Below are 16,936 nucleotides of genomic sequence, written 5' to 3' on the forward strand. Positions count from 1 at the left end.
GTTGCGTGCTGAATGCTGCACAAAAAAAAACGCCGATCATCACTGATCGGCGTTTTTGTGAAATTGGAGCGGGAAACGAGACTCGAACTCGCGACCCCGACCTTGGCAAGGTCGTGCTCTACCAACTGAGCTATTCCCGCAATGGCGTCCCCTAGGGGACTCGAACCCCTGTTACCGCCGTGAAAGGGCGGTGTCCTAGGCCACTAGACGAAGGGGACAGGCTACAACTTTCACTAATAAAAACGCCGCTCACTGAGCGGCGCTTTTAGAATTTGGAGCGGGAAACGAGACTCGAACTCGCGACCCCGACCTTGGCAAGGTCGTGCTCTACCAACTGAGCTATTCCCGCAAATGGCGTCCCCTAGGGGACTCGAACCCCTGTTACCGCCGTGAAAGGGCGGTGTCCTAGGCCACTAGACGAAGGGGACACGCTACCCGGAACACATGGTGTGTGTTTCGGTGTCCAGATCCGCATCCGAAGACTTGGTTCTGGTTTCACTCAGCCCCGCCCGAAAGCAGTGCTGTTTAAAATTGGAGCGGGAAACGAGACTCGAACTCGCGACCCCGACCTTGGCAAGGTCGTGCTCTACCAACTGAGCTATTCCCGCAAATGGCGTCCCCTAGGGGACTCGAACCCCTGTTACCGCCGTGAAAGGGCGGTGTCCTAGGCCACTAGACGAAGGGGACACGCTACAACATTCACTCCCTGCGGCGTTTCGCTGTGTGCTTTACGCTGCAAGTGGCGCGCATTCTATGGATGGTTTGAGAGGTCGTCAACCCCCGAATATAAATTTATTTAAATCAATGACTTCGACCTGCTTTACGAGAGCATTCGGGCTTTTCCGTCGCCCGACGATTGACGCCTATATTCCGCCACTCGCCAAGGCGTTATAGTCCGCAACACAATGATGGCAATCTGCGCACCTTGCGCCAGCATTCATATAAGCAGTGTGCAGCCGATATAGACAGAAGCTGCTGAATCAACTCGTCGAGCGGCGCTGGGCGCCTGAATGTCCAGCCACTACACTCGCAAGCGAACCCTATAAAGAGGTCTTACCGGTGACACCACTCATGATCACCCTGCTAGTCATAGCCGGGATCGCAATTCTGATCGCCATTGGCTACATGAACCATGTGGTGGAAAACAACAAACTGGAGAAGGCCCGCACCAAAGTCGAACTCAACGACCGCCTGCGCCGCTGCGGCGAACTGACCGAGACCTTCCCCGGCCAGTTCATGACCCCGGCACTCAAGCTGCTGCTGACCCGTCTGGAACTGAACGTCTGCCAGCGCCTGCTGAACCTGGAAAAAACCAGTGCCACGACCAAGGCACGGATCACCGAACTCAGCGCACTGGTGGCCCAGGGCGAATCGATCCCGGTCAACAACCCGCCGGCACCGATCCTGACTGAAGCCAAAGCCAAGGACGTCCGCTTCCTGCTCGAAGCCCTGCACGGCCAGATCACCCGCGCCGCCCATGACGGTTTCCTGCCACCGAACGAAGCCAAACACTGGATCAAGGAAGTCCGCCACATCCTGGTCCTGCTGCACATCGAATTCTTCAACAACCTCGGCCAACAATCCCTGCAACAAAACCAACCCGGCCAGGCCCGCCTCGCCTTCGAACGCGGCGTGCAATACCTGCGCAAACAGCAAGACCCGCAGATGTACGCGGAACAACTGCAATACCTGGAAAAACTGCTGGCCCGCGCCAATGCCCAGGTCATGGACAAGATTGCTCCGGTTGAAGGCGAAGTGAACCAGTTGACCGAAGGCCTCAAAGAAGTCGAAGCCGATGCGGACTGGAAGAAGAAAGTGATTTACGACTGATGGTCGAGAGTTGAGAGAAGCCACCGAGAGGTGGCTTTTTTGTGCATGATGGGTTGACTGCCATTGAGAACATTCAGTTAGAGATTGATCGGATGTCAGGCCGCAATCGCTGGCAAGCCAGCTCCCACAAGATCAAGATCAAGATCAAGATCAAGATCAAGATCAAGATCAAGATCAAGATCAAGATCAAGATCAAAAGATCGCAGCCTGCGGCAGCTCCTACACAGGATGAGCGCAAGCTCGGCTGCAGCTCTTGATCTTGCCGTGCCGGCCCCTTCGGCAGGCTGAGTGGAGGGGTTCATCCGGGGGTGGGAGCGCAGCGACCGTTTGGCGCAGCCAAACACATCGAGAGGAGGTGCAGCGAAGCAAACCGGAGGCGATGCGCACGGATGAATCCCGCAACGAAGGAACCCGAGCCTAAGCGAGGGCCGAACGCCGGGGCCAAGCCTTTTGGTTACTTTTTGGCGTCTGAAAAAGTGACTCGCCGTAAGGGCGAAACCGCCAGCCGCAACACCCAAAAAAACGGATATTCACCCAAAACCCCCAGAACCTGGTCGGCCCAGAGGCCGCCAAGTCAAAGCCGAAAATGCCCAACCATCCCCTTGAGCTCCCCTCCCAACCGCGCCAGCTCAACACTCGAAACCGCATTCCCCCGCATCGCAATCGAAGACTGATCCGCACTCGCACGAATACTCGTCACACTGCGATTGATCTCCTCGGCCACCGAACTCTGCTCCTCCGCCGCCGCCGCAATCTGCTGATTCATCTGCTGAATCAACGAAACCGCCGCCGCAATACTGCCCAGCGCACTCTCGGTCTGCAGCGCATCACTGACCGCCAGCTTCACCAAGTCACCACTGCTCTGAATCTGCTGCACCGACGAATGCGCTGCCGAGCGCAACGCACTGACCAGCCGCTCGATCTCCTCGGTCGATTGCTGTGTACGCCGCGCCAGGGCACGAACCTCATCGGCCACCACCGCAAAGCCCCTGCCCTGCTCCCCGGCCCGCGCCGCCTCGATTGCGGCGTTGAGCGCCAGCAGATTGGTCTGCTCGGCAACGCTCTTGATCACATCCAGCACGGTTCCGATGTTCTGGATCTGCGCACTGAGGCTTTCGATGCTCGAACTGGCCGACGTCGCCGAATCCGCCAGTTGCTCGATCCGCGCCATGCTCTGGCGCACCACCTGCTGTCCGCTCTCGACCTTGCCATCCGCGGTTTGCGCGGCCAGTGCCGCCTCCTCGGCGTTACGCGCCACGTCATGCACGGTGGCGGTCATCTGGTTCATGGCTGTGGCCACCTGCTCGGTCTCTTCCTTCTGGCTGTTGACCTCAAGGTTGGTCTGCTCGGTTACCGCCGACAGCGACTGTGCGGAACTGGCCAACTGCTCGATCCCTGCCTGCAAACCGCTGACGATCGTGCTCAGCCCAGTGCCCATCTGCTGCATCGCCAGCATCAGTTGACCGATTTCATCACGACGGGTGACCTCTATCCTCGCACTCAAATCCCCCGCCGCAATCTGCTGTGCGACCCGCATCACGCTGCGCAACGGCGCGACAATCAAGCGGGTGATGACCCACGCGGCAATCAGCCCGACCAGCAACGCCAGCGCCGAAGAACCGATGATCAACGCCGAGTTCTTCTTCAATTCCGCCTGCATCGCGCCGTCCTCGGCGCCATACGCCTGATCCACGCGCTCCATCACCTGCGCCGCACGCTGGTGCAACTGTTCGTAGACGGTTTTTTCCTGGGCCAGCAGGCCGGTGTACTCGGCGAGCTTGTCGTTGAATCCGGCGATGTGCCCGGACACCTCATTGAGTACCGTCAGGTAGCCCTCATCCTTGACCGTGGTCTTCAACTGCTCGGCCTGAGCCTGCGCCTGAGCGGCCTGCTCGATGTTGCCCTTGCCGGCGCTGTCGGCATCGCCCTTGCGGCTCTGGTCCAGACGAATCCGTGCCTCGTTCATCGCCTGCAACATCAGCCGCGACACCTGGCTGACCTGACTGGCCTGCTCGATGAATTGCGCACCGTCCTTGCCCTCGCTGTCCTTCAAGGTATAGGCGCCGTCATCGGCCAGCCCGGCTTGCAGCACGTCCAGGTTGTTGGCCACGCTGGACACCGACCAACTGGCCATTTCCAGCGCCAGATCCTTGGCCTGGGTCAGCGAGACAAACTCATCGAAAGCCTTGCGATAGGCGCCCAATGCCTGCTCGACATCACTCATCACCGCCACGTTGGCCGGGGATTGCGCCTTGAGTTGCGCCGCCTGGGCCAGCAAACCGTCTACGCCTTCGTGCAAGGCATCAACGGTTTTCGGGTTGCTGTGCAGCGCATAGTCCTGCTCCAGCAGCCGCACCTTGAGCAGTGCACTGTTGAGCGACGACATCTGCTTCAGCCCATCGAAGCGCTGACTGATGGCCTGCAGAGACCAGACCCCCATGGCGGCCACCAGCGCGGTCAACAACAGCACCAGCACGAACCCGATAGCCAGTTTCTTCGCCATACCGAGGTTGGCAAAACGTCCTTGCACGGCGGAAATCATTGCGCGAAGCCCCCTGCCAAAGTCTGTTGCCGAAGATTCGCAACGGCCATGGAGCAGCACAAGTCTCTGGCGTCTGAATAATGGCAAAAAGCTACGCACGCGTCGTTTTCAGAACGTTTGAGGTCGATTCACGCAGGTGCTGCGAAAAAACTGCCGGGCCCGTGGATCACAGGCATAGGCGACATTGATTCGCTGCCACTCACCGACTTCGCCACTCGGACTGAAAGCCCCCGGAGCACACAGGCGCACGCCACTGCACTGCGCCTGCCCGTGCAAGCGGGCAGGATCACTCAGCGGTGCACGGGCCCAGATGAACAGACCACCACAAGGTTTGCCGAAAACCTCCCAGTCGGCATCTTCCAACGCCTGCAACGCAGCAATCCTATCGGTATTCAGGCGCTGACGCTGACGCTGGACCATTTTGCGATACGCACCATTGGCCAGAAGACTGGCCAGCACTGCCTCATTGAAACTCGAAGTGCCCATGCTGCTGATCATCTTGACCCGCGCCAGACGCGCAATCAGCGGCGGCTCGGCATACACGAACCCGACACGCAGCGAGCTGCTCAGGGTCTTGGAGAAACTGCCGACATAGATCACTCGCTCATCGAGAGCCGCCAGGCGTGTGCCGTTACCATTGTGCAGATCAGCGTAGACATCGTCTTCAATTACGCGCACATCGTGGGCATTGCATAACAGCAGTATCTGTTGGGCTACGCCCAGGGTCAGACAGGAGCCGGTAGGGTTGTGGTGGTGGCTGTTGATGAACATCGCCACCGGCCTGAACTGCCGCAACAACGCCTCGAGTGCCTGCGGATCGGGCCCGCTCGGTGTGCGACGCACTTCCAGCATCTGCACGCCGTGCAGGCGCAACAACTCAAAAAGTGGCGCGTACCCGGGGGTTTCGACCACCACGCAATCCCCGGTCTTGAACAGCGTGCGCACAAGCAGATCAAGTGCATGGCTGGCACCGGAGGTCGTCAGCACCTGTTCATCCCGGGCCTGGAGGCTGATCAGCCTGAGACGCTTGATGATCTGTTCGCGCAGGGCCGGCAAACCCAGCGGGCTGCTGTAATTGAACAGACTTGCCATGTCGGTACGGGCTACCTGACGGATCGCATAACTCAAGTCATCGGACTCCCGCCAGCTTTGTGGCAAACCACCTTCTCCGAGTTTCAAGGCGCTCTCGGTCTGCTCGCATTCAGTTCCAGGCAACCCGCCGCCGGCCACCATGAATCCGGCACCCTGACGCGGAGCCAGAAGACCTTGCGCCACCAACCGCTCGCAGGCCTCAGCGACGCATGACTGGCTGAGCAGATTGGCCCGCGCAATCTGCCTGACAGAGGGCAGCCGCGTGCTCGGCGCCACACCACTTCGCGAGATCCACTCGGTCATGCCATCAACAATCTGCTGTACGACCGGCACCATTGCCTGTCGGTCAATTCTCAATTCCATGAGCACGCAAACTCCTGTCCGTTTTGCTGGCGGCAGTAAATCACAGCCACGGCCTACAGGCTGTGCGACAACGCCGTCAAAAGCGACAGTTCTAACTATTTGATACACATTGTTTAACGAATTCCGGGAACTGACGGGCAACAACAAAAAAACCCGCAGCAAGGCGGGTTTTCTCAAGTCTTGCGGCAACCCGTCAGAAGGCGGTGACGCCACCGTCCACAGCCAGGGAATGGCCGGTGGTGAACGCTGCGCCATCACTGCACAAATACAGCACGGCGCTGGCGATTTCCTCGACTTTGCCGATGCGTCCCACCGGGTGCATCGCATTGGCGAACTCGCCTTTCTTCGGGTCGGCCTCGTAGGCGCGGCGGAACATGTCGGTGTCGATCACCGCCGGGCACACGGCGTTGACGCGGATTTTCTTCTTCGCATACTCGATCGCCGCCGATTTGGTCAGGCCGATCACCGCGTGTTTCGACGCCGCATAAATGCTCATCTTCGGCGCCGCGCCAAGCCCCGCCACCGACGCGGTGTTGACGATCGCCCCGCCGCCTTGAGCGAGCAACAGCGGCAACTGATATTTCATGCACAACCACACGCCTTTGACATTGACGCCCATGATCGCGTCGAACTCGTCCATCGAGCCGTCAGCCAGCTTGCCTTGCTCGATTTCGATCCCGGCATTGTTGAAGGCGTAGTCCAGGCGACCGTAAGTATTGATCACCTCGTCCATCAGATTCTTCACTTCGCTTTCGACGGTAACGTTGCAGCGTACGAAGGTCGCTTCGCCACCGGCTGTACGAATCAGCGCCACGGTCCCTTCGCCCCCTGCCGCGTCCAGATCGGCCACCACCACTTTCAGACCTTCGGCGGCGAATGCCTGGGCGGTCGCCCGGCCAATACCGTTGGCCGCTCCAGTGACTACGACCACCTGGCCGGAAAACGTCATGCTCATTGTTATGTCCTCGAAGGGAGAGATGCAGGAGGTATTTGCAGAGTCGCAGCATAGCCACCGGGGCGCGCCCCCCGTCAGCACTATCAGAAGGCTGTTTATGCCTTCATCCGTCGCAGTGATAAAACCTGTCGGGGGACTATCACTGCACTGGATCATTGCGCATTCGCCGCATCAGCCGACCTTGCGGCATTGGCGTCGAGGGTCTATCAACAAGGCTTCATTCAGTTCGAGTGCCTGCCATGACCAGCCAGACCAATCGCCAGTTCCTCCTCGCCAAACGCCCGGTGGGCGCGGCGACCCGTGAGACCTTCACTTATCAGGAAGTCCCGGTCGGCGAACCGGGCGCAGGCCAGATCCTGGTGAAAAACCAATACCTGTCCCTCGACCCGGCCATGCGCGGCTGGATGAACGAGGGCAAGTCCTACATTCCGCCGGTAGAAATCGGTGAAGTCATGCGCGCCTTGGGCGTGGGCCAGGTCATTGCCTCGAACAACCCGGGCTTTGCCGTCGGCGACTACGTCAACGGCGCCCTCGGCGTGCAGGATTATTTCCTTGGCGAGCCCAGAGGTTTCTACAAGGTCGATCCGAAACTGGCGCCGCTGCCGGTGTATCTGTCGGCCCTTGGCATGACCGGCATGACCGCCTACTTCGCCCTGCTCGACGTGGGCGCACCGAAGGCTGGCGACACCGTGGTTCTTTCAGGGGCTGCGGGTGCGGTGGGCAGCATTGCCGGGCAGATCGCCAGGATCAAAGGCTGTCGGGTCGTTGGCATCGCCGGTGGTGCCGACAAGTGCAAATACCTGATTGAAGAACTGGGCTTCGACGGCGCCATTGATTACAAGCACGAAGACGTGCTGGCCGGACTCAAGCGTGAGTGCCCGAAAGGCGTCGACGTGTATTTCGATAACGTCGGCGGCGAAATCCTCGACGCTGTGCTCAGCCGTCTGGCACCGAAAGCCCGGGTGGTGATCTGCGGCGCCATCAGCCAGTACAACAACAAGGACGCGGTCAAAGGCCCGGCCAACTACCTTTCATTGCTGGTCAACCGTGCGCGCATGGAAGGCTTTGTGGTGATGGACTACGCCGCGCAGTACGCCAGTGCCGCGCAGGAAATGGCCGGCTGGATGGCCAAGGGGCAGCTCAAGAGCAAGGAAGACATCGTCGAAGGTCTGCAGACCTTTCCGGAGACGCTGATGAAATTGTTCAGCGGGGAGAATTTCGGCAAGTTGGTGCTGAAAATCTAAGACCACTCAGAAACCAATGTGGGAGCGAGCCTGCTCGAGAAAGCGGTGGATCAGTCGGCAAGGAATTCGACTGACACGCCCTATTCGCCAGCAGGCTCGCTCCCACATTTGGATCTTCGGTGTTGCTTAGGCGATTTCGGTCACGACCGAAGCCAGTGCCTTGGCCGGGTCAGCCGCCTGGCTGATCGGACGGCCGATCACCAGGTAGTCGGAACCGGCATCCAGCGCCTGACGCGGGGTCAGGATACGGCGCTGGTCATCTTGCGCACTGCCTGCCGGACGAATCCCCGGGGTCACCAGTTGCAGCGACGGGTGCGCCGACTTCAGCGCGGTAGCTTCCAGCGCCGAGCACACCAGACCATCCATCCCGGCCTTCTCGGCCAGCGCAGCCAGACGCAGCACCTGCTCCTGCGGCTCGATGTCCAGACCGATACCGGCCAGATCCTCGCGCTCCATGCTGGTCAGCACGGTCACGCCAATCAGCAACGGCTGCGGGCCGCTGCGCTTGGAAAGCTCTTCACGGCAGGCGGCCATCATGCGCAGACCACCGGAGCAATGCACGTTGACCATCCACACGCCCATCTCGGCAGCGGCTTTGACTGCCATCGCGGTGGTGTTGGGGATGTCGTGGAATTTCAGGTCGAGGAACACCTCGAAGCCTTTGTCACGCAGGGTGCCGACGATTTCCGCGGCGCAACTGGTGAACAGTTCCTTGCCCACTTTGACCCGGCACAGTTTCGGGTCCAACTGGTCGGCCAGCTTCAGTGCGGCGTCACGGGTGGGGAAATCCAGGGCGACGATGATAGGAGTCTGGCAGGCGGACATGGATGGGCTCTCAGGCAAGTCGAAATCGGCGCGCATTGTAGCGGAAGCGGCGCCAGCGCGGCACCCGATGATCGGTAAATCGTCGCCGCAAACGTGATCAGCATAGCGCTCGGTGCAATTGTGTCGAACCCGATACACAGCCGACATGCCGCCAACAAGCGCCCGCGCTAGCCTCGCCAGCCGCAACACGTCCTTACATCAGCACTTCCCGCCTCACGGCAGGACGCCTATGCTGAAACCACCACCTCGCAGCCCATCTTTGTGGTTGGCGGCCTACTGGCAGATGAACAGCCCCATGCACAACACCCAGACCACCGTGACTGATGAGCATAAAGACGACAAGCGCTGGAGCATCCGCGCGCTGATCGTCGATGACGATGTGCCGATTCGCGAGCTGATGATCGACTACCTCGCACGCTTCAACATCCACGCCAGCGGCGTCACCGACGGCGCGGCCATGCGCCAGGCGATGCAGGCCGAGCATTTCGACGTGGTGGTGCTCGACCTGATGCTGCCCGGTGAAGACGGCCTGTCGCTGTGCCGCTGGCTGCGCGCCGAATCGGACATCCCGATCCTGATGCTCACAGCCCGCTGCGAACCCACCGACCGCATCATCGGTCTGGAACTGGGTGCCGATGACTACATGGCCAAACCGTTCGAACCCCGGGAACTGGTGGCGCGGATCCAGACCATCCTGCGCCGTGTGCGCGATGACCGCACCGAACAGCGCGCCAACATCCGCTTCGACAACTGGCGCCTGAACAGTGTGCTGCGCCAGCTGATCGCCGACGATGGCCTCGTGGTGCCGCTGTCCAACGCCGAATTCCGCTTGCTCTGGGTCTTTATCGAACGCCCGCGCCGGGTACTCAGCCGCGAACAACTGCTGGATGCCGCCCGTGGCCGTTCGATCGAAGCGTTCGACCGCAGCATCGATTTGCTGGTGTCGCGCCTGCGGCAAAAACTCGGTGACGACCCGAAAGCCCCGCAGTTGATCAAAACCGTGCGCGGTGAAGGTTACCTGTTCGACGCGCGAGACATCGGCTGATGCGAGCGCGCTTCGACACGCTGTTCGGCCGCCTGTTTGGCATGCTGTTCGTGGCGATCGTCCTGGCGCACTTGCTGGCCTTTGCCTGGTTTCATCACTACGGCCCGCCCCCACCGCCGCCTCCCCCGGAATTTGCCGAAGGTGTCGACGGCCAGCGGCCGCCGCTGGATCCGCGTTTCGCCCATCGCCCGCCGCGCCCCTGGTTCGGCGGGCCGCTGGTGCCGCTGACCTTCCAGTTCATCTCGTTGATGATCGCTGCGTGGTACGGCGCCAAACTGCTCAGCCGGCCGATCCAGCGCCTGAGCGACGCCGCCGAACGCCTCAGCGAAAATCTCGACAGCCCGCCGCTGGACGAGTCCGGCCCGCGTGAGGCCCGACAAGCGGCGCACACCTTCAACCTGATGCAACAACGCATCCGCGAACAGGTGCAGCAACGGGCACGCATGCTCGGCGCCGTCTCCCACGACCTGCGCACGCCGCTGTCGCGGTTGAAGCTGCGCCTGGAACAGATCGACGACGAAAAACTGCAAGGTCAGATGCGCCAGGACCTTAACGACATGATCGGCATGCTCGACGCCACCCTCACCTACCTGCACGAACAACGCACCAGCGAAGCCCTGCAGTTGATGGATGTGCAGGCGCTGGTCGAATCGTTGTGCGAGAACGCTCAGGATCAAGGCGCAGACGTTGAAGTCAGCGGCCATTGCGCACCGCTGCAGGTGCAGCCGATGGCGCTGCGCTCGTGCATCAACAACCTGATGGACAACGCCCTGCGCTACGCCGGACAGGCGCGCATCGAACTGCAGGATCAACGCGAGCAACTGTTGATCCGCGTGATCGACCACGGCCCGGGCATTGCCGAAGACAAACGCGAGGCGGTGTTCGAACCGTTCTATCGCCTGGAAGGCTCACGCAACCGCAACTCCGGCGGCGTCGGCCTGGGCATGACCATTGCTCGCGAAGCCGCGCAGCGTCTGGGCGGGCAATTGAACCTGGAAGAAACTCCCGGCGGCGGCCTGACCGCGATCATCCGCCTGCCGCGCACCTGAGAAACATCAAAGCCATTTGCAGGAGCTGTCGAGTGCAACGAGGCTGCGATCATTTGATTCTGCTGGGTGCTGGATAGGGCAACGGCAAAAGATCGCAGCCTTCGGCAGCTCCTACAGGGGGATCGGGGCATCTGTGTACCACCCGGTACAAAACCCAAATACCCAGGACAAGTTGCCCCTTGAGTCTGCACAAGCCGGTACACCCACCGGTTTTACAGTCCAAGGAGTGAGCCCATGATCAGTAGCGTCAGCAACTACACGAGCTATACCAGCACCAGCAGCACCACCCAGAACGCCCGCAGCCAGCAACTGCAAAAGCAACTGTTCGCCAAACTCGACAGCAACGGCGACGGCGCAGTGGACCAGGATGAACTGAAAAGTGCGCTGTCGCAGAAGTCCGACGACGGCTTGCTGGTCAACCTGAGCAAACAATTCGGCGATCTGGACAGCGACGCCAGCGGCAGCCTCAGCGCCGAAGAAATGAGCGCCATGGCACCCCCACCGCCACCGCAGGATCAAGCCCCCAACACCGATCTGGCCGACGCCCTGATCAGCGCCCTCGACGCCGATGGTGATGGCGCCATCAGCAGCGACGAACTGAGCAACGGCCTGACCAGCGCCGGCAGTAGCGCCGACAGCAACGAAATCTTCTCGGCCCTGGACAAGAACAAGGACGGCACCGTCAGCCAGGACGAACTCACCGCCAGCCTCACCCCACCACCGCCACCTCCGCAACAAGCCTCCAGTGATGAACTGTTCAGCCAACTGGATGCCGATGGCGACGGCAGCATCAGCGCGACCGAACTGAGCAGCGCGTTGCAAAGCAGCGACAGCACCTCGACGAGTAGCTCGGATACCAGCGCTGCATTGCTCAAGGTTCTCGACAGCGACAGTAACGGTGGCGTGAGCAGCGACGAACTGAAAGCGGCGCTACAGGCAGGTCGGGAACGCCCGCCCGAACAACAGAGCGCCAGCACCCCGACCACCAGCGAAGCGCTGAACCGGATGATTGCCAACTTGAGCAAGCAGTATTCGCTGGACAATGCTGCGCCGGTGGGCAAATACCTGAATGTGGCGACTTGAGGTGATGGGGTGATCGTTTCCATGGATTGGTGTGGGAACGGTCATTTGAATGCAGGCAGTTAGAGAATGGTTGGCTCGCAGGCCGCCATCGCTGGCAAGCCAGCTCCCACAGTGGGGTTGGGGTTGGTCTGTTGGAGATTGGTCGGCTCGCAGGCCGTCTTCGCTGGCAGGCCAGCTCCCACAAGATCAAGATCAAGATCAAAAGATCGCAGCCTTCGGCAGCTCCTACACTGGCCGAGTGTCAGCTCGCCGAAAGCTCTTGATCTTGATCCACAGGCCCCGTCGGCAGGCTGAGTGGAGGGATTTATCCGGGGGTGGGAGCGCAGCGACCGTTTGGCGAAGCCAAACACAGCGAGAGGAGGTGCAGCGAAGCAAACCGTAGGCGCTGCGCCCGGATCGATCCCGGAGCGAAGGGACCCCGAGCCCCAGCGAGCGGGCCGAACGTAGGAGCGAGCGTTTTGGGTTACTTTTTAGGCGTTTGTAAAAAGTGACTCGCCGTAAGGGCGAAACCGCCAGCCGCAACACCCAAAAAAACGGATATGCCCGCCATCCCAAAAAAGCCTGCCGCGACGCCTAGACCCGAGCCTGACTCTTGCTCCAATCCGTCAACAAACTATAAGCCACCGCCAACAACGTAGGCCCGATAAACAACCCGATAAACCCAAACGCAATCAACCCGCCAAACACCCCGAGCAGCACAATCACCAACGGCAGATTCCCACCGCGACTGATCAGATAAGGCTTCAACACGTTATCCACGCCACTGATGATGAACGTCCCCCAAATCCCGAGAAACACCGCCATCCCGTACTCGCCCTTCCACGCCAGCCAGGCCGTGGCCGGAATCCACACCAACGGTGGCCCCATCGGAATCAGACTCAACAGAAAGGTCACGATCCCCAGCACCAGCGCCCCCGGGACCCCGGCAATCAGGAAGCCGATCAACGCCAGAACCGCCTGCGCCGCCGCCGTACCGATCACCCCGTTGACCACCCGCTGCACAGTACCGGCCACCAGTTCGATGTAATACCCGGCACGCTCGCCAATCAGCCGCTGCAGCAGACCGTGCACGAACGCCGCCAGCCGGGGCCCGTCGCGATAGAAAAAGAACACGAAGACAATGCTCAGGGTCAGCTCGAGAATCCCGCCGCCAATCTGCGCACTGCGTGCCAACAGCCAGTTACCCACCTGCCCCAGATACGGCTTGATCGACACCATCAGCGCTGCGCCCTGCTGATCAATGCTGTTCCAGATACCCACCAGCCGCTCGCCCACCAACGGCACGCTGCCGAGCCAGGCCGGCGCCTCCGGCAGACCATCGACCTGCACATCCTTGATGAACGCCGTGGCATCGCGCACGTGATCGGCCAGGTTGAACCCCAGCCACACCAGCGGCGCCGCCACCAGCAACATCCAGCCCAGGGTCAAAATAGCTGCGGCGAGTGATTCGCGGCCATTGAGCCAGCGGGTCAGCAGACGCATCAGCGGCCAACTGGCGAACGCCAGCACCGCGCCCCAGAACAGCGCCGACCAGAACGGCGCCATCACCCACAGGCTGGCACCGAACAGCACCAGCAGGAGGATTTGCACCAACAGCCGATCGTTATTGAGCATGTAAAGTCTCGAAGAAGTCAGTCGGTCAAAGAGTAGGCGAACACGCCACGCGTGCACGCCCGTGCAGCTTACCGCAACAGATCGATGCGCAGGCCAGAGCCATCGGCGCTCCCCGCCTCCATCCGCGCCGCCCGCACACCCTGACCGATCAGTGCCTGCCGCCAGGCCTCGGCCTTGGGTCCGGCAATCGTCACGCGCTGGGTGGTATCGAGGTTCAAGCCACGGGAAATCAGTCGTAGCCAGGTGTCATCCGGATCCCCGGTCAGCTTGGGAAAGTCCAGTTCACCGGTGCTTTTGAGCTGTCGCAACAGCGTGGCCGAGGTCGGCAGCAACTCGCCCAAAGGCGCGCCCGCTTCGAACTGTTCGACATGCAGATAGGCTTTGCGATTGCCGCGGGTGATGCTGTAGAGCGCCACCAGGGTGTTGTCCTTTGGTGCGGCCAGACGCAACAGCAGATAGGCCTGTTGCTCGTCGGCACCGTAGAGCTTGGAGTTGCCGAACACTTCATTGGCCCACAGGCTGCTTTCGCCACAATCGCGGGCCTGGCACCAGAACAGCAATTCGGCGTCCTGCTTTTGCAGGGCTTCGCGGGCGGCGGTGAAGGCTTCAGTGGCGGAATGCTCAGGCGGCAACTCGTAGGTGACCGAAGTGGTCTGGCCGCGCGCCGTGACCTGGCCGTCAAAGCGCAACTGGCCGCTGATCTTGCGGATCGCGCCCAGCGGATAGATCCGCTCAAGCTCCACGGGAGGGCGATAGTCGACGATCTGTGCATCGGCCAGACGCGGCACAATCTGCAGATCCTGGCTGCCGGGCACGTCGGCGGCGAACGAAACGGAACTGAAACAGCACAGCGCCAACAGACTGAGTGACCGCATAGTCAGGCTCATCGGATCGGCATGGCTTGGCGGGTCGGGGGCGCAGCGGTATAGAAATCCATCGTGTTTGTCTCCCATTTCAACCCGCCCAGCCTCGACAGTTGCCCGGTGCAAGTCAAGGAATGGCGAAGAAGCGATTGAAACAGTCTGCGACAAGGTCGGCACCGGACTCATCGTTGAGGTGCAAATGATGCCCGCCCGCCAGCTGTTCCTGGCTAAAGGGTAGACGCTCGAGCAACTCCGGATGTTTGGCCAGCATGCCGTCGGCGGCCACCACCAGTCGCGCCGGACAGGTAATGCGCTGGACGAAGGCCATAGCCTGCTCCTGGGTCAGGCGCAGCGGTGATGGCAGGGTCAGGCGATTGTCGGTGCGCCAGGTATAACCGCCGGGCACCGGCATCAGACCGCGTTGCGCCAACAGTTCGGCGGCTTCGCGACTGACCGCTACCAGCCCCTTCATCCGCGCTTCGATGGCGCGGTCGAGGGTGTTGTAGACCGGTTTTCGCTTCTCACGCAGATCCAGCTGCGCTTGCAGGGCCATGCCCATGCGCTCGGCGGCATTTTCGCCTTTGTCCGTAGGAGGAATCACCCCGTCGATCAACGCCAGGTGGCTGATGCGCTCCGGCAACGAACCGGCCAGCACCAGCGAAACGATCGCGCCCATCGAATGCCCGAGCAGACCGAAGCGTTTCCAGCCCAGTTGCTCGGCGACCTGCAACACATCGTGCGCGTAGTCCCACAGCGCATAACCGGCGCCGTTGGGTCGATGCCCGGAATGCCCGTGCCCGGCCATGTCCAAGGCGATGATGCGCAGGCCTTTGAGCTTGGGCGCCAGGCGCGCAAAGCTGTTGGCGTTGTCGAGCCAGCCATGCAGGGCAATCACCGGCAGACCGTCCTCCGGGCCGAACAAGTGCGCGGCCAGTTCGATATGCGGCAGGCTCAGGCGCACTTCTTCGAAGGTCGGGCTCATGCGCAGTCCATCTGTTGGCGGCGCTCCCAGCGCGTAAACAGCTCTTTGAGCAGGCGCGCCGTGTCTTGCGGACGTTCCAGCGGAAACATGTGCCCGCCGGGCATGCTCAGTGCTTCACCCTGCGGCAGGCGCCCGACGAATCGGCTGTGATGACGCATGACCACGCGGCTCTTGTGACCACGCACCACCGCCAGCGGCACCTGCAATTGGCGCGTACGGCCCGGACTGGTGTGCGGCACGCCGCGATAGATGCTGATTTCAGTGGCCGGGTCGAAGCGCAGACGCAGCTTGCCGCCGACCGTATGCAATCCGTGTTGCAGATAGGCATCGAAGCATTCCGGATCGAAACCGCGAAACAGGCTCTTGCCGGCAAAATAGCTGCGCGCCGTGTCGAGATCGGCGAACTCTTCGCGCCGCCCTAAAGTACGCCCGGCCGGGGTCAGTTTGTCGATGAAGCCGAAGCGTTTGGCCGCGCGGATCACCCACTGGTCTGTGCGAGTCAGCACCGGCGAGTCGAGCATGACCACGCCGCGATACAGCTCAGGGCAGCGCAATGCTGCGTGCAGGTGCAACACGCCGCCAAACGAATGGCCGACGCCCCACACCGGTTGATCCTGCTGCTGCAGATGGTGGATCAGTTCGTCGACCAGGTTGTACCAGTTGTCGTCCGCCGGGAAACGCGGGTCATGGGCATGCTGCTCCAGATGCGCAACCCGGTACTCGGGCGCCAGCGCCGCGAACAACTTGCCATAGGTGCCCGAGGGAAACCCGTTGGCGTGGGCGAAAAAGATCGGTTGCGACATGCGGGCTTATCCATGAACGGGAAACGTGATGTTGATTGTCCGTAAGACCACGATCGGCAGCAATGACCATAACTGCCAGAAAGGGTGGTGGAGATGTCGTGAAAAGCAAAAGATCGCAGGCTGCGCCAGCTCCTACATAGGAATCGCTTACATTCTGTAGGAGCTGCCGCAGGCTGCGATCTTGTGATCTTCAGCAGATCACCGCGCCGGCGGCTGCTCGCCCAGTGGCACCACCGCCATGGTCAAACGCGACACACAACTGGCCTTGCCTTCATCGCTGGTCAGGCGGATGTCCCAGACATGCGTGGTGCGGCCGATGTGAATCGGTTTGGCCACTGCGCTCACCCGCCCGCTGCGCAAACCGCGCAAATGGTTGGCATTGATCTCCAGCCCCACGCAATAGAACTTGCTGGCATCGATGCACAGGTAACTGGCCATCGAACCGACGGTTTCCGCCAGCACCACCGAGGCGCCGCCGTGCAGCAGACCGTAAGGCTGGTGGGTGCGGTGGTCGATGACCATGCTCGCCGTCAGCGATTCCTCGTCGAAGGACTCGAAACGGATATCCAGCACTTCGCCGATGGTGTTTTTCTGGATTGCGTTCAACTGCTCGATGTTCGGAGTGGTGCGCCACAAGGTCATCGCT

The 16,936-nt window shown here is 61.0% G+C and carries 15 protein-coding genes, 6 tRNA genes and 1 pseudogene; 6 read left to right on the top strand and 16 right to left on the bottom strand.

Annotated elements, in window-relative coordinates; all coding sequences use genetic code 11:
• Positions 1–64: 64 nt before the first annotated feature.
• From LOY52_RS19465 to LOY52_RS19490, 6 genes are all read right to left on the bottom strand, one after another.
• Positions 65–140 (bottom strand) — tRNA-Gly (locus tag LOY52_RS19465).
• A 2-nt stretch (positions 141–142) separates the two neighbouring features.
• Positions 143–218: transfer RNA gene (locus tag LOY52_RS19470), tRNA-Glu, on the bottom strand.
• A gap of 55 nt (positions 219–273) precedes the next feature.
• Positions 274–349 (bottom strand) — tRNA-Gly (locus LOY52_RS19475).
• Positions 350–352: 3 nt separating this feature from the next.
• Positions 353–428, bottom strand: a tRNA-Glu gene (locus tag LOY52_RS19480).
• A gap of 104 nt (positions 429–532) precedes the next feature.
• Positions 533–608 (bottom strand) — tRNA-Gly (locus tag LOY52_RS19485).
• Between the two features lie 3 nt (positions 609–611).
• Positions 612–687: transfer RNA gene (locus LOY52_RS19490), tRNA-Glu, on the bottom strand.
• A gap of 384 nt (positions 688–1,071) precedes the next feature.
• Between LOY52_RS19490 and LOY52_RS19495 the strand changes: the two genes are divergently transcribed.
• Both LOY52_RS19495 and LOY52_RS19500 read left to right on the top strand, forming a co-directional pair.
• Complete coding sequence (locus LOY52_RS19495; protein ID WP_185022185.1) at positions 1,072–1,830, top strand: hypothetical protein; 759 nt, start codon at positions 1,072–1,074, stop codon at positions 1,828–1,830.
• Positions 1,831–1,871: 41 nt separating this feature from the next.
• Positions 1,872–2,087 (top strand): hypothetical protein, encoded by a 216-nt coding sequence (locus LOY52_RS19500; protein WP_258675654.1) that lies wholly within the window; start codon positions 1,872–1,874, stop codon positions 2,085–2,087.
• Positions 2,088–2,404: 317 nt separating this feature from the next.
• On the opposite strand, the gene LOY52_RS27485 is transcribed toward LOY52_RS19500, so the two are convergent.
• The 4 genes and pseudogenes from LOY52_RS27485 to LOY52_RS19515 form a co-directional block, all read right to left on the bottom strand.
• Positions 2,405–3,286 (bottom strand): methyl-accepting chemotaxis protein, encoded by an 882-nt coding sequence (locus tag LOY52_RS27485; protein ID WP_408980444.1) that lies wholly within the window; start codon positions 3,284–3,286, stop codon positions 2,405–2,407.
• A gap of 27 nt (positions 3,287–3,313) precedes the next feature.
• Positions 3,314–4,372: pseudogene (locus LOY52_RS27490) on the bottom strand (methyl-accepting chemotaxis protein); the annotation flags it as partial.
• Between the two features lie 108 nt (positions 4,373–4,480).
• Positions 4,481–5,827: a PLP-dependent aminotransferase family protein gene (locus tag LOY52_RS19510; RefSeq protein WP_258675656.1), complete on the bottom strand. Its 1,347-nt coding sequence runs from the start codon at positions 5,825–5,827 to the stop codon at positions 4,481–4,483.
• Positions 5,828–6,020: 193 nt separating this feature from the next.
• Positions 6,021–6,782 carry an SDR family oxidoreductase gene (locus tag LOY52_RS19515; RefSeq protein WP_003227117.1) on the bottom strand — a complete coding sequence of 254 codons (762 nt, stop codon included), beginning with the start codon at positions 6,780–6,782 and terminating at the stop codon, positions 6,021–6,023.
• A gap of 239 nt (positions 6,783–7,021) precedes the next feature.
• On the opposite strand from LOY52_RS19515, the gene LOY52_RS19520 reads away from it, so the two are divergent.
• The gene (locus tag LOY52_RS19520) at positions 7,022–8,026 is read left to right on the top strand and encodes an NADP-dependent oxidoreductase (RefSeq protein ID WP_258675657.1); all 1,005 of its coding nucleotides are present in this window, start codon (positions 7,022–7,024) and stop codon (positions 8,024–8,026) included.
• A gap of 126 nt (positions 8,027–8,152) precedes the next feature.
• On the opposite strand, the gene pyrF is transcribed toward LOY52_RS19520, so the two are convergent.
• The gene (gene pyrF / locus LOY52_RS19525) at positions 8,153–8,851 is read right to left on the bottom strand and encodes an orotidine-5'-phosphate decarboxylase (RefSeq protein ID WP_258675658.1); all 699 of its coding nucleotides are present in this window, start codon (positions 8,849–8,851) and stop codon (positions 8,153–8,155) included.
• Between the two features lie 283 nt (positions 8,852–9,134).
• Between pyrF and LOY52_RS19530 the strand changes: the two genes are divergently transcribed.
• From LOY52_RS19530 to xopAW, 3 genes are all read left to right on the top strand, one after another.
• A complete protein-coding gene (locus LOY52_RS19530; RefSeq protein WP_123588814.1) occupies positions 9,135–9,896 on the top strand; it encodes a response regulator in 762 nt (253 codons plus the stop codon).
• Positions 9,896–10,945, top strand: a complete 1,050-nt coding sequence (locus LOY52_RS19535; RefSeq protein ID WP_258675659.1) for a HAMP domain-containing sensor histidine kinase — start codon at positions 9,896–9,898, stop codon at positions 10,943–10,945. The genes LOY52_RS19530 and LOY52_RS19535 overlap by 1 nt, the downstream gene beginning before the upstream one ends.
• Positions 10,946–11,179: 234 nt before the next feature.
• Entirely contained in the window at positions 11,180–12,028 is an 849-nt protein-coding gene (gene xopAW, locus LOY52_RS19540; protein ID WP_258675660.1) for a XopAW family type III secretion system calcium-binding effector, read from the top strand.
• Positions 12,029–12,601: 573 nt separating this feature from the next.
• Here xopAW and LOY52_RS19545 read toward each other — a convergent pair.
• The 5 genes from LOY52_RS19545 to LOY52_RS19565 form a co-directional block, all read right to left on the bottom strand.
• Positions 12,602–13,642, bottom strand: a complete 1,041-nt coding sequence (locus tag LOY52_RS19545; protein ID WP_123588793.1) for an AI-2E family transporter — start codon at positions 13,640–13,642, stop codon at positions 12,602–12,604.
• Between the two features lie 68 nt (positions 13,643–13,710).
• Positions 13,711–14,517: a DUF4892 domain-containing protein gene (locus tag LOY52_RS19550; RefSeq protein ID WP_258675661.1), complete on the bottom strand. Its 807-nt coding sequence runs from the start codon at positions 14,515–14,517 to the stop codon at positions 13,711–13,713.
• Between the two features lie 115 nt (positions 14,518–14,632).
• Positions 14,633–15,487: an alpha/beta hydrolase gene (locus tag LOY52_RS19555; RefSeq protein WP_258675662.1), complete on the bottom strand. Its 855-nt coding sequence runs from the start codon at positions 15,485–15,487 to the stop codon at positions 14,633–14,635.
• Positions 15,484–16,290, bottom strand: coding sequence for an alpha/beta fold hydrolase (locus LOY52_RS19560; RefSeq protein WP_258675663.1), 807 nt, complete (start codon positions 16,288–16,290; stop codon positions 15,484–15,486). The genes LOY52_RS19555 and LOY52_RS19560 overlap by 4 nt, the downstream gene beginning before the upstream one ends.
• Positions 16,291–16,488: 198 nt before the next feature.
• Complete coding sequence (locus LOY52_RS19565; RefSeq protein WP_123588789.1) at positions 16,489–16,932, bottom strand: hotdog fold thioesterase; 444 nt, start codon at positions 16,930–16,932, stop codon at positions 16,489–16,491.
• Between the last annotated feature and the right edge of the window lie 4 nt (positions 16,933–16,936).

Origin of the sequence: Pseudomonas sp. B21-051 (assembly GCF_024748795.1) — a bacterium.
In the GTDB taxonomy this organism is placed as follows: Bacteria; Pseudomonadota; Gammaproteobacteria; order Pseudomonadales; family Pseudomonadaceae; genus Aquipseudomonas; species Aquipseudomonas putida_A.

What these genes read in the sequence shown, in the direction of transcription:
- pyrF (WP_258675658.1), bottom strand. Translation starts at nt 8,851, where the DNA reads ATGTCCGCCTGCCAGACTCCTATCATCGTCGCCCTGGATTTCCCCACC.
- LOY52_RS19510 (WP_258675656.1), bottom strand. Translation starts at nt 5,827, where the DNA reads ATGGAATTGAGAATTGACCGACAGGCAATGGTGCCGGTCGTACAGCAG.
- LOY52_RS19555 (WP_258675662.1), bottom strand. Translation starts at nt 15,487, where the DNA reads ATGAGCCCGACCTTCGAAGAAGTGCGCCTGAGCCTGCCGCATATCGAA.
- xopAW (WP_258675660.1), top strand. Translation starts at nt 11,180, where the DNA reads ATGATCAGTAGCGTCAGCAACTACACGAGCTATACCAGCACCAGCAGC.
- LOY52_RS19560 (WP_258675663.1), bottom strand. Translation starts at nt 16,290, where the DNA reads ATGTCGCAACCGATCTTTTTCGCCCACGCCAACGGGTTTCCCTCGGGC.
- LOY52_RS19530 (WP_123588814.1), top strand. Translation starts at nt 9,135, where the DNA reads ATGAACAGCCCCATGCACAACACCCAGACCACCGTGACTGATGAGCAT.
- LOY52_RS27485 (WP_408980444.1), bottom strand. Translation starts at nt 3,286, where the DNA reads ATGCTGGCGATGCAGCAGATGGGCACTGGGCTGAGCACGATCGTCAGC.
- LOY52_RS19520 (WP_258675657.1), top strand. Translation starts at nt 7,022, where the DNA reads ATGACCAGCCAGACCAATCGCCAGTTCCTCCTCGCCAAACGCCCGGTG.
- LOY52_RS19515 (WP_003227117.1), bottom strand. Translation starts at nt 6,782, where the DNA reads ATGAGCATGACGTTTTCCGGCCAGGTGGTCGTAGTCACTGGAGCGGCC.
- LOY52_RS19535 (WP_258675659.1), top strand. Translation starts at nt 9,896, where the DNA reads ATGCGAGCGCGCTTCGACACGCTGTTCGGCCGCCTGTTTGGCATGCTG.
- LOY52_RS19550 (WP_258675661.1), bottom strand. Translation starts at nt 14,517, where the DNA reads ATGCGGTCACTCAGTCTGTTGGCGCTGTGCTGTTTCAGTTCCGTTTCG.
- LOY52_RS19545 (WP_123588793.1), bottom strand. Translation starts at nt 13,642, where the DNA reads ATGCTCAATAACGATCGGCTGTTGGTGCAAATCCTCCTGCTGGTGCTG.
- LOY52_RS19495 (WP_185022185.1), top strand. Translation starts at nt 1,072, where the DNA reads ATGATCACCCTGCTAGTCATAGCCGGGATCGCAATTCTGATCGCCATT.
- LOY52_RS19565 (WP_123588789.1), bottom strand. Translation starts at nt 16,932, where the DNA reads ATGACCTTGTGGCGCACCACTCCGAACATCGAGCAGTTGAACGCAATC.